This is a genomic window from Fibrisoma montanum, assembly GCF_003583365.1.
GTDB classification, from domain to species: Bacteria; Bacteroidota; Bacteroidia; order Cytophagales; family Spirosomataceae; genus Fibrisoma; species Fibrisoma montanum.
Window position 1 is genome coordinate 25,763 of sequence record NZ_QXED01000005.1, and the last position, 14,660, is coordinate 40,422.

The 14,660-nt window shown below is 55.8% G+C and carries 15 protein-coding genes; 4 read left to right on the forward strand and 11 right to left on the reverse strand.

What is annotated here, in order from left to right:
• Positions 1-196 precede the first annotated feature (196 nt).
• From DYU11_RS17065 to DYU11_RS17080, 4 genes are all read left to right on the forward strand, one after another.
• Positions 197-826 carry a hypothetical protein gene (locus DYU11_RS17065; RefSeq protein WP_229365888.1) on the forward strand — a complete coding sequence of 210 codons (630 nt, stop codon included), beginning with the start codon at positions 197-199 and terminating at the stop codon, positions 824-826.
• Positions 827-901: 75 nt separating this feature from the next.
• Positions 902-1,555, forward strand: coding sequence for a hypothetical protein (locus DYU11_RS17070; protein ID WP_119668928.1), 654 nt, complete (start codon positions 902-904; stop codon positions 1,553-1,555).
• A 62-nt stretch (positions 1,556-1,617) separates the two neighbouring features.
• Positions 1,618-2,349 carry a heme ABC exporter ATP-binding protein CcmA gene (gene ccmA, locus DYU11_RS17075; protein WP_119668929.1) on the forward strand — a complete coding sequence of 244 codons (732 nt, stop codon included), beginning with the start codon at positions 1,618-1,620 and terminating at the stop codon, positions 2,347-2,349.
• A gap of 4 nt (positions 2,350-2,353) precedes the next feature.
• Positions 2,354-3,322: a radical SAM protein gene (locus tag DYU11_RS17080; protein ID WP_119668930.1), complete on the forward strand. Its 969-nt coding sequence runs from the start codon at positions 2,354-2,356 to the stop codon at positions 3,320-3,322.
• On the opposite strand, the gene DYU11_RS17085 is transcribed toward DYU11_RS17080, so the two are convergent.
• From DYU11_RS17085 to DYU11_RS17140, 11 genes are all read right to left on the reverse strand, one after another.
• Positions 3,319-3,960, reverse strand: a complete 642-nt coding sequence (locus DYU11_RS17085) for a pyridoxamine 5'-phosphate oxidase family protein (protein WP_119668931.1) — start codon at positions 3,958-3,960, stop codon at positions 3,319-3,321. The two genes, DYU11_RS17080 and DYU11_RS17085, sit on opposite strands and share 4 nt — an antisense overlap.
• A gap of 37 nt (positions 3,961-3,997) precedes the next feature.
• Positions 3,998-4,507: a nuclear transport factor 2 family protein gene (locus DYU11_RS17090; protein ID WP_119668932.1), complete on the reverse strand. Its 510-nt coding sequence runs from the start codon at positions 4,505-4,507 to the stop codon at positions 3,998-4,000.
• Between the two features lie 69 nt (positions 4,508-4,576).
• On the reverse strand, positions 4,577-5,122 hold the full coding sequence (locus tag DYU11_RS17095; RefSeq protein ID WP_119668933.1) for a carboxymuconolactone decarboxylase family protein: 546 nt from the start codon (positions 5,120-5,122) through the stop codon (positions 4,577-4,579).
• 91 nt (positions 5,123-5,213) lie between these two features.
• Positions 5,214-5,774, reverse strand: coding sequence for a TetR/AcrR family transcriptional regulator (locus tag DYU11_RS17100; protein ID WP_119668934.1), 561 nt, complete (start codon positions 5,772-5,774; stop codon positions 5,214-5,216).
• A 256-nt stretch (positions 5,775-6,030) separates the two neighbouring features.
• A complete protein-coding gene (locus DYU11_RS17105; protein WP_119668935.1) occupies positions 6,031-6,936 on the reverse strand; it encodes a phosphatase PAP2 family protein in 906 nt (301 codons plus the stop codon).
• An 833-nt stretch (positions 6,937-7,769) separates the two neighbouring features.
• Complete coding sequence (locus DYU11_RS17115) at positions 7,770-8,573, reverse strand: metallophosphoesterase family protein (protein WP_119668937.1); 804 nt, start codon at positions 8,571-8,573, stop codon at positions 7,770-7,772.
• Positions 8,570-9,616: an ACR3 family arsenite efflux transporter gene (gene arsB, locus DYU11_RS17120; protein WP_119668938.1), complete on the reverse strand. Its 1,047-nt coding sequence runs from the start codon at positions 9,614-9,616 to the stop codon at positions 8,570-8,572. Before arsB ends, DYU11_RS17115 begins: the two co-directional genes overlap by 4 nt.
• Positions 9,617-9,621: 5 nt before the next feature.
• A complete protein-coding gene (locus DYU11_RS17125) occupies positions 9,622-10,449 on the reverse strand; it encodes an arsenite methyltransferase (protein ID WP_119668939.1) in 828 nt (275 codons plus the stop codon).
• Positions 10,450-10,495: 46 nt separating this feature from the next.
• The gene (locus DYU11_RS17130; RefSeq protein WP_119668940.1) at positions 10,496-10,822 is read right to left on the reverse strand and encodes an ArsR/SmtB family transcription factor; all 327 of its coding nucleotides are present in this window, start codon (positions 10,820-10,822) and stop codon (positions 10,496-10,498) included.
• 146 nt (positions 10,823-10,968) lie between these two features.
• Positions 10,969-11,730: a sulfite exporter TauE/SafE family protein gene (locus DYU11_RS17135; protein WP_119668941.1), complete on the reverse strand. Its 762-nt coding sequence runs from the start codon at positions 11,728-11,730 to the stop codon at positions 10,969-10,971.
• The gene (locus tag DYU11_RS17140; protein WP_119668942.1) at positions 11,727-14,567 is read right to left on the reverse strand and encodes a PAS domain-containing sensor histidine kinase; all 2,841 of its coding nucleotides are present in this window, start codon (positions 14,565-14,567) and stop codon (positions 11,727-11,729) included. The genes DYU11_RS17135 and DYU11_RS17140 overlap by 4 nt, the downstream gene beginning before the upstream one ends.
• Positions 14,568-14,660 lie beyond the last annotated feature (93 nt).

The following is a 14,660-nucleotide window of genomic DNA, read 5'->3' on the forward strand; positions in this document are numbered from 1 at the left end:
GTATTTACTTACCAAAGTAAATATATGTAAGGATCTAATATATGCAAAGAATCAGGGGCTATTTTTTCTAAAAAACTTAAGTCCTGGTCACCCGGTTTTATGAGTCAGGGTTTTGAGATACTTGTCGGTGATCAATCGGAATCGCCCGGAATTTCGTAAATCGCTGTATGTAGCCCCTGTTTCAATGCTGCCCGTTATGATAAACGCTCTGCTTATTTCGAATAACATCGCCGGTCTGGACGATTATTACGTGTCGAACGAACTGGTGCAGTACACGGTCTGCCGCATCACGAAAGACTTCGACCCCGACCTGGCGCCTTACGATATACTGGTCATTCCCAACGGCTCCGACCACGTAGCGATGCTGAAGATCAAAGACAAGGTGCGGGCGTTTCTGGATGCGGGCAAAGCCCTGATTTGCTCCGATGGCTGGTTTACGGACTGGGTGCCGGGCAACCAGTGGGTAATGGACAACGCCAGACGGACCATCGACATCCGGTACCACGTGAAAACCGACCGCTACGGTCTGTTCGACGGCGTGGATCTCGACGAGCTGACGTTCTCGCATGGTATGAGCGGCTGGTGGGCCTGCGGCTACATTCAGGTGGCGGAGGGTGCCGACGTAGTAGTAGAAGATACCTGGCAGCGGCCCATCATTGTGCTGGATGAGGTCAGTACAAACGGCCTGATGCTGCTGACGGCCAGTGGCCCCCTGGCCGACGTTACGTTCAGTGGCGACAGGGAAGTTGCCCTGGTCAGAATTTACCGAAATTTCCTGAAACGGGTCCAGTCGAAAAACAACGTAGTGCCCATGATCGCTGAATGACGGTTTGCCTGGGCTGCGTAAAACCCGGTGCAGCTGCTGTACATCCGCCAATTCGTGGTTTAAACCCATTTAAGTATGCAAACAATCGGACTTATCTTCAATGGCGTCTGGTCGCACTACGCCATGGCAACCGCCCCTAAATACCGTGACATCTATAAGCTCATCTACGTCTATGACCTCGACGACGAGGCCGTAGCGGGACTCGACGCGCTGGTTGTTCCATTTCAGTCGAACCAACTGGAACTGGCGCTCCGGAAAGACCTGATCTACGACTTCCTGAAGCAGGGAAAGAAGGTATTCGTGGAAGGCGACAGCACCGCCGACTGGCTGGATGCCCAGTGGGAGGACCGGCCGGTTAACAACTACTGGTGGGTCGAAAACCCAGACAATCCGCCTGTGTCGGAAACGAAGTATGACCACCCAATCTATCAGGGACTGACGCCCCGGCAGGCCTGCTGGCATACGCATGGGGTGTATACCCGCATTCCGGACCATGCTGAGGTGATTCAGGCAAACCCACAGGGCGAAATCATTTCCTGGCAAACCCATCACTACGGCGGTACGTTGTTCGCGACGACCCTCGACCCGATTGTGGAACATGGCGTTCAGCAGATTACCCACCTCGATAACTACGTCGACCGGCTGACCGAGTGGCTGTCCGGCATCAAACCCACCCCCGGCCGCATGACCATCGATCAGGGCGTGTACGGGGAAGGAGCGCTTATATAAAAGTAAATTGCTGCCGGTTTTCGCCCCACCCGCGTAATCGGCGGCAATAGTTCGTTGTACCCATGCTTCAAGTCACACAGCTTGCCAAACGGTTCGGAGCGGCTACCGTCCTGAACGACCTTTCGTTTGATCTCCCGGCCGGGCAAATCCTGGCGGTGCTGGGTCGTTCGGGTTGTGGTAAAACCACGCTGCTCAAAATCCTGGCGGGCCTGGAAAACCCCGATGCGGGCGATGTCCGGATGGACGGCAATAGTCTGCTGCACCTGCCGCCGGAGCGTCGGCAAATCGTGTATCTGTATCAGGAACCGCTGCTGTTTCCGCACCTTACCGTGTTCGAGAACGTAGCGTTTGGCCTGCGTATCCGGAACGTAGACAGCGTCACCGTAACGCAGCGGGTCAACGATTTACTGGCCGAGCTGGGGCTGAGCGATCAGGCAAAAAAGCAGCCGGGCCAGTTGTCGGGGGGGCAGCGGCAGCGGGTTTCGTTTGGGCGGGCGCTCATCATCCAGCCCCGGTTGCTGCTACTGGACGAACCCTTTGGTAACCTCGATGCGCAGACCCGGGCGTCGATGCAGGAACTGTTCAGCCGGGTGGTACGCCAGCACAAGATGACGGCCCTGTTCGTTACCCACGACAGCCGCGAAGCCCTGACAATCGGTACGTCGTTCGGTTACCTCGACCGGGGTATGCTGACTACGTTTGCGGCCGTCGGTGATTTTATTGCCGATCCCAGAACGGGTATCCGCGAGGAACTGGCCTTTTGGGAAGCCGTTCAGGAAAAAACGTTGGAATAAGAGTATGACCCGCGATTACGATCATATTGAATCGGTTTACTGGGTGTTTACGCAGCTTTGCAACGATCAGTGCGCACACTGTTACAACCTGTCCGGTCCGAAAGGGCAGCGGATCAGCGAAGCCGAGTGCATGGCCATTGTCGATAACCTGCCGAACCGGATGGACCGCCTGATCCTGTCGGGCGGGGAGCCGCTGGCCGACCGCAAACTGCTCTACGCCATCCTCGACCGACTGGCCGACCGGTATGCCGCTTTACCCGCCGGACAACGCCCGCAGTTGATGCTCCAGACTAATGGCGACTTGCTGACGGGTGAGATCCTGGACACCCTGATCGAAAAAGGGATTACCCGCTTCGATATTGCCAGCATTGATCGGTTTCACAAGCAGGCAGGGGCGCGGCTGATGGACCTGGCCGAGTTGTTTGACTCGCGGGGTGTCAACGGCGATGAAAAAGACCCGCTCATTGAAAAAGATAATTACCTGCAGCAAAGCCACCTGACCTGGGGTTACTGGGGTGCTACCGACGACATGTGGCTGGGCGGCAACTGGGCGCGGGGCCGGGCTTACCAGATGGGCCTATGGAAGCGTGACCCCGATCATAACTTCTGCGCGATTCTGTCCGGCGCGATTGGCTTTCTGAACGGTGGAGACAGCATTCCGCAGGAAATCTCCATTCAGCTCTGGCGTATTAACCCCTGCTGCCCCGGCACCAAAGAACCCCTCGGCGATGCCCGCATCGACAGGGTCGCCGACGTGCTCCGGCGGGTGGCAGATCTGCCCGTATTTCAGTCGCTGGACAAAGGCGACCCGTACCGGATGGGGGAGAGTGTTGGGGTGTCGGAGGAACACGCCAGCAAGCGGTGCGGTGAGCTGGGTAGCGTCTGTCTGTGGTGCGACGAGTTCTTCACGAAGCACTACGATATAAAGGCACTGAAAGCTGTTTCGGAAACGGTCCCGGTCGGGCTTGGTTAGACTCGCTGATCAGGTCCTCCACCCGGCGTAATGTCGCCGGAACGGTAGCGGGCCAGGTCAGCTTCAAGGCTGCGGATATAACTGGCTTGCTGTTCCAGGACCGACGCCATCTCGTCGACCGTGAAGCGGGGCGTAATGTGCTGGGGGCAGTTCCAGTCGTACGAATCTACGGTCAGCACAAGCATACGCTCCGGCCGGTGCGGATAGTCGGCCGGATCAAGCTCGCTGAACAGAGCCGGCTGATCGGCCAGGTTCACTACAGCCGCTTTGGCGTAGATTTTCAAGCGTGTACGGTGGGGGTAATCCACCAGAATCAACGACACCTCAGGGTGAGTGGTCAGGTTACCCACCGAAATGTACTGCCGGTTGCCGGCGAAATCGACAAAACCAAGGTGATCCTTGTCGAGCACTTTCAGGAAGCCCCTGGGTCCGCCCCGGTGCTGAATGTAGGGGTACCCGTTCTCACCGATGGTGGCGAGGTAAAAGCTATCCCGTTCGGCAATGAAGGCTGCTTCCTGCCCGGTCAGGCCATCGACGTACCTGTATTGTTCCATCCGGGCGTAGGATGAGCGGCTGCCGTACCGCTGCTGAAGTTGCTTTACCGGATCGGTAAATGCCATGGCTGCATAATTTCCCATCGATCTTTGGTTTTGGCCGGGCTGTAGAGTGGATTTCCTACAGATGGCGATCCGTTTCCTGAATAGCCCGGTCGTTTATGCTGGCGAATCGGTTGCGCATCAGGCCGTCGGCGTCAAACTCCCACATCTCGTTGCCGTAGGCCCGGAACCACTGCCCATCGGCCGTGCGGTATTCATACTCGAAGCGGACAGCGATGCGGTTGTCGGTATGCGCCCAGTACGACTTGCGAAGTTTGTAATCGAGTTCTTTCTGCCATTTGCGGGTAAGAAACGCCCGAATTTCGTCCCGCCCGCTGAAAAACTCATCGCGGTTACGCCACTCACTGTCGGGGGTGTAGGCCAGCGCGACACGCTCCGGATCGCGGCTGTTCCAGGCGTCTTCGGCTGCCTGAACCTTCTGCCGGGCGGTCTCCTCCGAAAAAGGCGGAAATGGCGGGCGTGCTTCGCGCTGAAAGGCCGACGGATTCAGTACTTCGTCCCACTGGGAGTCGCCACATGTTTCATTGACGAAGGGGACGTCGGTAGGCTGGGTGTTGTTGGTAGACATGATGATGAGAGTTTATAACCCCGGCCAGCCACTTCGCGCTCGTCAGAACGGCCGGCCGGGGTTTGATGATCAGACCGTTTCAAGCTCCGGGGCCGCTGGAAAATCGACCGGGATTTTCGTTATGTTGTGCAGGTAGTTCATGATGATCTTGTCGGCAATGGCCACTATGACATCCACCAGCGATTCGTTGGTGTAACCGGCTGCGTAGAATGCTTCCAGCGCCGAGTCGTCCGCTAGCTGACCTCTGTTTTTAGCAATAACGTAGGTGAGTCTGGTCAATGCGTCAAGTTTGGGGTTGAACGGTGCCGACCCCGCCCGGATGTCCAGAATCTGATCGTCGGTGAAGCCGTTCATTTTGCCCAGGGTGGTGTGGGCGGCCAGGCAGTATTCACAGTGATTGACCTGGCTCACCACCAGATTGATGGCTTCTTTTTCCCGTTTGCTCAGCGATGTTCTGGCGTTTTGCAGTTGCAGGTAGCTACCGAGCGCGTTGTTGGAATAGGCGATGGTAGCGTACAGATTTGGTACGAAACCCAGCGCAGCGTTGAGCTGGTCGAAAATGACCTGGTTGTTGGCGGACACATCGTCGCGATTAGGGACACTATACGTTTTCATACAGCTATTGATTTTGGTTTATGTGAACAATTTTACCGAATGATCGGTAAATATTTTGATACTAGTTTTACATACTGCTTTTCAGGCGGAATCAGGCGTTGAGATACTGATTTTTAATGGCCTGCACTGACTCGGTAAATAACTTGGGCTGATTCAGAGTGACAGCTACAACCAGGGCACCCTGAATGCGCACCGGTACGTCGTAGGCGAGTCGTCGGGCGGTATCGGGCGACAAACCAAGGTCGAGCCCTAGCTGCTCAAAACCGGCGATCCAGTCCTGAAACAACCGGCCGATCTGCGGTTGAAAAACGGTGGCTTCGTTGCCTAACGACAGCGCCCGCAGAATGCACCCTTTTCGACCGCCGTCGTACAGGTCCGTGATGTGAGCCAGCGCCTTGTTCAGCCGGTCGGCCGGCGGGGCCGAACTGGTCAGTACATCCGTTATGTTGGCCCGGCTCCATTCCGCAACCTGATCCAGTACGGCTTCGGCCATGGCCTGTTTGCCGCCCGGAAACCGGTGGTATAAACTTGCCTTCTGAAGACCGGTGGCCTGGGCAATCTGCGACAAACTGGCTCCGTCGTAGCCGACGCTCCGAAACAGCTCCATCAGCTTTTCGATCACTACGTCCTGCTCTACTTTGGGAAATGCCATGTCTATTGAGGTTTGTTACAGTCTTAACCGAACGATCGGTAAAGAAGTTCAGCCACGACGAAATTTTTTTACAACGCATCAATTTTTCCGGGAAAGGGCATTCATTCCCCGGCGGACTACCGGGGGCGTCGGAACAGAAGCAATCGATACGTTCAGGACCTCCAGCATCTGGAGGCACTGCAACCTCAGGGCGCTGAAAGCTGCGGAGCCACTGGTTCGGGTGCAGTAGCTCCGCAGATCCCATAAGTTAACGTAATCAATAGGTGATCGGATGCACTTTGCGCACCTGCTTCCACTCGGCGCGGGCAACTTTCCAGTCTTTCTGGAAGGTAGGATTACCCAACAGGTAGTTGACAAAGCGCCGGGCCCAGATTCGGGCCCCTTCGCCGTCGCTGGGATAATCGACACCCAGAATCTCGCGCGAATGAGTCACCTGAAATGCCTTGGTCAGGTAGAGCGGAGCCAGTTGCGGTTCCAGTTCGCTGAACAGATACGCATTGACGTAGGCTGCGGCCCCGTGGCTGCTTGGGTATGACGGGCTGGTGGCCTGTTCCATCGGCTGCAGCCGGGATTCGAGCTGGTAGGGTCGGGGCCGGTTATACTGGTACTTCAGCGAGTAGTAGGTGTGGGAAGCATCCTGATGAACCCGCTGGAGCAGTTTGGTCAGCGTTGGCAGATTCTGCGCGTTGAACCAGTTGCCGGTCGGACTGCCGACGTAAAACAGGGAGGGAATGTTGGCCCGGTAGTGCGGATGGGTGGTGTCGGTCAGCATCGGAATGTAATACACCTCGGCCAGCACTTTGGCTTCTTCAATTTCCTCTGGTTTGCGGTATTGCTGCACCCGAAGCAGGTAATCGAGTTCGGCCCTCGTTCGCGCCGACGAGTTGGCTGGTGGCGTCGGTAATCGCAACTCACTGTTGAAACTCTGCACATAATTAGTCGGCAGTTTCAGCGCGGCCTGCGATGCCGCCGAAGCTTTCGCGATGGGAAACCGGATTGTATCCATCCACTTTTGTTCGGATCGGGCTGTCGCGTTAATAACAGCCAACTGGCGATAATGGGCCGCTACAGGCACCATATAGCGGCTTACCTGACGGGGTGACTGGGCAATGCTTTCCGTAAACAGACTGAACGGAAGCAGGAGTAGGACACTTAATTTCATGGTGAATGATGGAAAATAGTAGGTAACTAGTTGTCAGCGACCACCTCGTAGCCTGCCGGCCTACCAGTCAGGTAATTTACTGACGTCACTACCGCCGGCTGCACGCCTGATGTCGTTCGCCAAACGGATCAATTCAACCCTCACGCCATCCGGTGAGCCTAGTCTGATCATCAGGCAGGTGCTTGTTTGTACATCGGATTTTCCGTGTACTACTAGTAAGCTTATTTGAATTTTTGTGCTGATGATTGCCAGGCTTGCAACTCAGTTCAAACTCAATCCGGATGTGGATAGGGAGTGTGCGCAGGTAGGCCTGCTCGGTTTCACCGATGGCCACGTTGGTGTAAGCGATGGGGGATCTCACCCATCGCTTTATCGTCCTTGTTGCAGTAAGCGTGGCCGCAACAGCGACAGTTGCGGCCAACACCGTAGTCATAGTTGCTGGCGCCGGTGGAAAGTCCACACCGACACATGGTGTTGATGACGTCGTTGGGCCAGCTATTGTAGCTCATCAGGTTGCCGGAACAACGCAATCGTGTTGGGCTTTCGAGTATCAATACTGGCCGGACCCGCTTCCTACAAAGCGGGTAGATGTGGCTTTAATATCCGAAAACAAAATGATTAGTACGCAACCTATTTATTAATAGGTTGGTCGATGTATGAGAAGGTAAATTCTTGCTAATCAGTATTTTGCTTGTGAAGCGATAACCGGCCGCAATAGCCGGTATGTTGACGGAGCCGGCTGTTCTGAGATCCGATAGGTTTACGTGAGGGCCTGACTTCAATGGACGACCGGTTCCGGATCGGCTACCGAACTTCTCAACGGGCTGTATACCTCAGCGACCCCGACGCAGCATGTCGGCATACGGATCCGGCAGTTCGCTTTGTTCAACGCCTTTAGCCGCCCGTTCGATGTCGTAGTCGACCCGGATGTGTTCTACCGAAATGCCCGAGGTTCCTCCCGGCCGGGCTGTCTCGCTGATGGTCAGCAGTACGTAGCAGGCCCGCGGATCCCCGTCTTTGGGCTTGCCGACTGAGCCGATGTTAATCGCATGGCGGAAGTACGTTTGCTGGTCGTCCGGCTCGGCACTCACTACCTTGTGGAAGGGCTTATGCGTGTGCCCAAAACAAAGAATATCGGCATTGGCTCCTTCCAGCACCCGGCCCAGGCTGCGGTCGCCCCGGTCTTCGAAGAGGTATTCGTTTACGCGACGGGGACTACCATGCACCAGGAGTAAGCTGAGCGGTTTCTGTTGTTGCCAGAGTTTATCCGGGTCGTAGCCCAGTTCAAACTCAACGCGAATGTGGGTCGGCAGAGTGCGCAGGTAGGCTCTTTCGGTTTCACCCACCGCTCCGTTGGTGTAGGCAATAGACACCTTTCCCATCGCTTTTTCGTCCTCTTCGCGGTAGGCACAGCCACAGTCGTCGCTGGCCCGGCCGATGCCGTAGTCGTAGTTGCCGGCTATGGTTGGAATGCCGCGCCGACGGATCGTGTTGATCACTTCATTGGGCCAGACGTTGTAGCCCACCAGGTCGCCGAGGCAATACACCGCGTCGGGCTGTTGGCGGTCAATATCGGCCAATACAGCGTCGAGGGCCGGCAGATTGGCATGAATGTCGGAGAATAAGGCAATTTTCATAGCATAGTAGGATTGAAGGTGTTACGTTGGCGGAGGGCTACGTTGACCAGCAGAATCAGTACGGGTACTTCAATCAGCGGTCCGATTACAGCCGCGAAGGCTACACCGGAGTTAATACCAAACACGGCAATCGCTACCGCAATGCCCAGCTCGAAATTGTTGCCGGCCGCCGTGAAAGCTAACGACGTGCTTTTGGGGTAGTCGGCCCCGGCGCGTTTGGCGAGATAGAACGCCAGAAAGAACATCACAACAAAATAGATCACCAGCGGAACAGCAATGCGCAGCACATCGAGCGGAATCTGGACAATGAGCTGACCTTTCAGGCTGAACATCAGCACGATGGTAAACAGCAGTGCAATAAGCGTAATGGGACTGATGGCAGGCAGAAACTGGTTTTCATACCAGCGGTTGCCTTTCCAGCGTGTCAACCCCCAGCGGGAGAGTATGCCGGCCATGAACGGAACACCAAGGTAAATGAATACACTCCGGGCAATTTGAGCGATACTTACGTCCACATCAACACTCCGCAGTCCGAAGATGGGAGGGAGCAACGTGACAAATACGTAGGCATATACCGAATAAAACAGCACCTGAAAGATACTGTTGAAGGCCACCAGACCAGCTACGTACTCGCGGTCGCCCAGGGCCAGGTCGTTCCAGACAATGACCATTGCAATACACCGCGCCACCCCGATCATGATCAGACCAGTCATGTAATCGGGCTTATCGGGCAGGAACAAAATTGCCAGTAAAAACATCAGTACCGGGCCAATCAGCCAGTTCTGCACCAGCGACAGGCCGAGAATTTTTGTGTTACGAAACACTTGTGGCAGCCGGTCGTAGCGGACTTTAGCCAGCGGGGGATACATCATCAGAATCAGCCCGACCGCCAAAGGGACGTTGGTGGTGCCGGACTGATACGCACTCAGCGACTGGTCAATCCGTGGAAACAGATTCCCCAGCAGCACCCCAATGGCCATGGCCAGGAAGATCCAAAGAGTCAGAAAGCGGTCCAGGAAGGAAAGTTGTCGGGTCTGACGCATAACCGCTATTTTTCTGCGTACACCGTTATGCTGAAGATGCCTCTCTGCTGCTGTTTGTACGTACGCAGTTCGTCGAGCGTTAAGTAGTTCATAAGCAGTTCGTTTGGAAGTTTTATTTCCTTTTCCTTCTGGATAGTGATGTTTTTAAAGCCGGCTCCGGCTACTAGATCCAGATACGTATCTTTCTGAATGGCACCGGCTACGCATCCGGCGTAAAGCTCCGCGTCCTGTTGCAGGCCTTGGGGAAGATCGCCACGTAATACAATGTCAGATATACTAAAGTGCCCACCCGGTTTCAGGATCCGGAAGGTTTCGGCGAAGGCCCTGGCTTTGTCGGGTACCAGATTCATCACGCAGTTGCTGACCACTACGTCGGCCAAATCATTGGGTAAGGGCATGGCTTCGATGTCGCCCAGGACGAACTCAACGTTGGTGTAGTGCAGAGCCTCGGCGTTCTGACGGGCGCGCTCAATCATTTTCTCGGTCATGTCCAGGCCAATTACCCGGCCGGACTCGCCGGTTTCGGCGCGGGCTACGAAGCAGTCATTACCGGCCCCGGACCCCAGATCAACCACTACGTCGCCGGGCTTGATCTGAGCGAACTGCGTGGGTAACCCGCAGCCCAGTCCCAAATCCGCATCGGCCACGTACCCGCTCAGGTCAGTATATTCGTCAGCCATCAGGATCGTGTAGTCGCTGCCCGTTTGGGCCGGTCCGCAGCAGGAGGTTGGTCCACAGCCACAATCGACCGCAACGCCTTTTGGGCTGTCGGCCCCGGCAATGTCGCTGTACTTCTGTCGTACAATTTCCTTGAGTTGTTCTCCCGTAGTCATGATAATCGGTTTATTGTGATATTACGATAATTACATCCAAAAAAATTTAGCAGCACTCGTTCACGGTGAACGTAGCCAGCAAACCACCAAAGGCGGCTTTCGCTTCTTCCCAGACCGACTCGTTGATGCAGTAGCAGACGCGCGGTGGCTGTACATTGCCTTTGATGATACCGATCCGGCTCAGTTCCTTCAGGTGCTGTGAAACGGTGGCCTGCGATAGAGGCAGCTCATCGACCAGTTCGCCACAGATGCAGCTTTTGGTCGCTACCAGGTGTTGCAGAATGGCCACCCGCGCCGGATGGGCAAACGCTTTGGCCAGTTCGGCAATCCGGTTCTGCTCGGCCGTAAATACTTCAGTTTTCGTTACACCCATGCTGCAAAGGTAAAGTCTGATTTGTATATCGCAATATTACGATGATATTTTTTTATGAATTTACGTTAGGGAGACTGCCGACGGCGTCACCCGCTGATAGTAAGTGCGGTTGACGCTATAACTAAGGGTGTGAACGTTCCCCGCCGTTACCGCAGGAAGAAATACACCGTCAGGATCAGGCCGATGCTGACGATGATGATGCGCAGCCGCTGGGGCGATACGCGCCGGGCGTAGACTGCCCCGACATACCCGCCCAGGATTGAGCCCCCAACCATGACCAGCGCCGACGGCCAGACGATCACGTCGGCCACGATGAACGTAACGACTGAAATGCCGTTCACGACGACGGTCAGCAGGACTTTCAGAGCGTTGGCGTTCCGGACGTCGGTCATGCCCAGCAAACTGAACATGGCCATCATCATGATGCCCATGCCCCCGCCGAAAAAACCGCCGTAGATGGCCACCAGCAGCAGGACCAGCGTCTGGAGCCAGGCGGGAGACGGCCGTTCGGCGGTCTGCTGTTTTTCCAGCCGCGATTTGAAGGCAAACAGCAGGGTAGCCGTGAGCAGCAGATAGGGAAACACGTCGCCGAGGGTATCGGACGAAAGCCGAAGCAGGAGGAGCGCACCGGCCAGTCCGCCGAACAGGCTGATCAGCAGATAGCCGGCAAGCCGACTCCGGTAGGTACCCCATTGCTGGCGCAGCGCAATGGCGCTCGAAACGGTACCGGGCCAGAGCGCTACGGTGCTGGTGGCGTTGGCCGACAGCAGGGATAAGCCCGAGAAGGTCAGCGAAGGAAACGTCAGGAAGGTGCCGCCCCCGGCCACGGCGTTCATAGCACCTCCGCCGAGTGCGGCCAGAAATAAGAGTCCGTAGGCGAGTACGGACGACCAGTCGATTGATGTCATACCTGCTGCACCTGCCTGACCGGCAGCGCTACGTAAAAAGAAGCCCCCTCGTTTGGTTTACCCTCCGCCCAGATGTGGCCGTGGTGATTCTCGACAATTTTTTTGCAGATGGCCAGCCCGATACCCGTTCCGCCGAACTTCGTGCCGTGGAGCCGCTGAAAAATGCCAAAAATTTTCTCGCTGTAGGCCTCATCGAAACCAATGCCGTTGTCGGCCACCCGGACGCAAACGTATTGATCAGACGAAAGGTGAACCGCAAGAGGCATATTGGCCGGCGTGGCAATCTGCTCAATGGAAACGACCGGCGTAGCGCTATGGTTAAACTTAAGCGCGTTGGTGATCAGGTTCTGGAAGAGCTGATGCATTTGCCCCAGATTGGCTTTCATGGCAGGCAACGTACCAATGCGTACCTGAGCGTCTTTTTCCTGGATCAGAACCTCCAGGTCGTCGGTGATCCGGCTGATCACATCGCTCAGGTTTATACAGTCAAACTCCATCTCCTGGTGCGATAGCTTCGACAGATTCAGTACGTCTTCGACCAGATTCTGCATCCGATTGGCGGCCCCGATAATCCGGTCAAAATAATTCAGTTCGGTGGCGCTCAGCTTCGGGCTGGCTGTGGTTTGCAGGATATTGCCGAACGCCTGAATCTTGCGGAGTGGCTCTTTCAGGTCGTGCGACGCCACCGAAGCAAACTGCATCAGATCGAAGTTGGACCGCTCCAGATTGACGTTGGCGGCACTCAGTTCCTGCGTCCGTTCGCTGACCCGTTCTTCGAGGAGTTCGGCCAGGCGTTTCTGGTCGTCGATGTCAGTGCAGGTTCCGAACCATTTGGTGATGTCGCCGGGCTGACCATCGGCAGTCTGGTCGCGAATGGGGGTAGCCAGCGTCAGAAACCAGCGGTAAGCCCCGTTGTTGTGCCGATCCCGGAGCCGGAATTCAAAGCGGTAAGGCGCTCCGGACTCCAGGCACCGATGCCAATGGTTCAGGCACGGCTGCACGTCGTCGGGGTGGAGAATGAACGTCCAGCCTGCGTCACCATAGCCCTTATCGATTCCGGTAAACTCGTACCACCGCTGGTTGAAGTAATCGAGGTAGCCGTCGGGGCGGGCCGTCCAGACGATCTGCGGCATCGAATCGGCCAGCTGCCGGAACCGGGCTTCACTGATGGCCAGCGCTTCCAGGGCCTGTTTCTGCTCGTGAATGTCCATGCTGGCACCGATGAAGCCTTCAAAAAGGCCGTCGGGCGAAAAGCGGGGACTGCCCGAATTGGATACCCAGCGGTATTGGCCGGTGTGCTGCCGCAGGCGGTACTCCATGTAAAACTCCTGCCGGGCTTCAAACGAGGTCGCGTAGGTGTGCAGGCACCGGTCAAAGTCGTCGGGGTGAATGCCTTCCGTCCAGCCGTTGCCAAGTTCCTGCTCCATCGTGCGGCCGGTAAATTCCAGCCACCCTTTATTGAAAAAATTGAACAGGTTGTCGGCGTCCGACATCCAGATCATGACGGGGGCGGTATCGGCCACCGTACGGAACCGTGTTTCGCTTTCGCGCAGGGTTGACTCCGCCTTTTTCGATTCGGTTATGTCCAGGGCGGTGCCGGTAAACCGATACGCTACTCCCTGTTTGTCAAAGAAAGCCTTACCCATGGCCCGAATCGTGCGAAGGGAGCCGTCGTGGTAGTTGACCAGTGAATATTCAAGATTGTAATAGCCATCTGAACCAGGGCTCAGGGCGTCGAGAATGGCGTCTGTTACCCGCTGACGGTCCGGTTCGACAATGGCATTCAGGGCCATCTGCAAATTAATCTGATCGCCCGGCTGGAAGCCAAACAGCGTTACCGTGCGCTCGTCGCAGAGAATGACGTCGGTCTGTGGATCGTAGTCCCACGTACCTAATTCGGCCGAGTCGAGGGCAATGCGTAAGCGGTTTTCGTTTTCCTCCTGTTTTTTGCGGGCCTCAACCTGTTCCGTGATTTCGTTGGCTACCACAATAACGCCCGATATGGTGCCATCAGGTTCGCGCAGGGGCTGATAAACGAAATTGAAATAAACGGTTTCTGTGGCTCCATTCCGAATCAGATCGGCGTACAGTTCGTTGGCGTAAAACGGTTCGCCGGTCGTCATGACGTTGGCCAGAAGTTCTTCATAACCCTGGCCTTTTGCTTCGGGTAAAGCGTCGAACAGGGGTTTGCCAATAACCTCGTCGGCCGTGCGGCCCCATATCTTCAGGTGGGCATCGTTGGCCAGTTCGATACGATACTCCGGGCCACGAAAAATAGCAATGGCGACCGGAGCCTGCATCAGCAGGGTTTGCAGCTGCTGCTTTTGCTGTTCCTGCTGCCGCCGGGCAAGTACCACTTTCGTCGTTTCCGTAACGGGCACGAGAATGCCCCGCACCTGACCGGTTTCATCGCGAAGGGGCGTGTAGGAAAAAGTGAAGTAGCAATCTTCCAGGTAGCCGTTGCGGTTCAGCGGAATCAGCAAGTCTTCGGCACCGTACGCCTGCCCCTGCATCACGCCATCGAAGATCGGTTCAAGCCAGTCCCAGACCTCGGGGAACGTATCGCGGGCGCTGCTACCCAGAGCGTTCGGATGCTTTTCATTGCCCAGAATAGGGCGGTAACTGTCGTTATAAATCTGGATCAGTTCGGGGCCCCAGGCCAGATACATACCAAAACTGGTATCCATCATAAACTGTACGATGATCCGCAGGGATAAGGGCCAGGTTTCCATAGGGCCGACTGGCGTTTTGGCCCAGTCCATAGCCCGGATCAGCTCGCCCATCTTTCCGCCACCGACAATGTCGTGGGGTACCGACGCTACACGTTGAGGTTGCATGTGAAAGGCATCATTCAGAAAAATAGACCAAAAGTAATTATTTGAATAAACTCTTTGTCGGTTACTTACTGACGGGGACGTAAAGGGTGGACT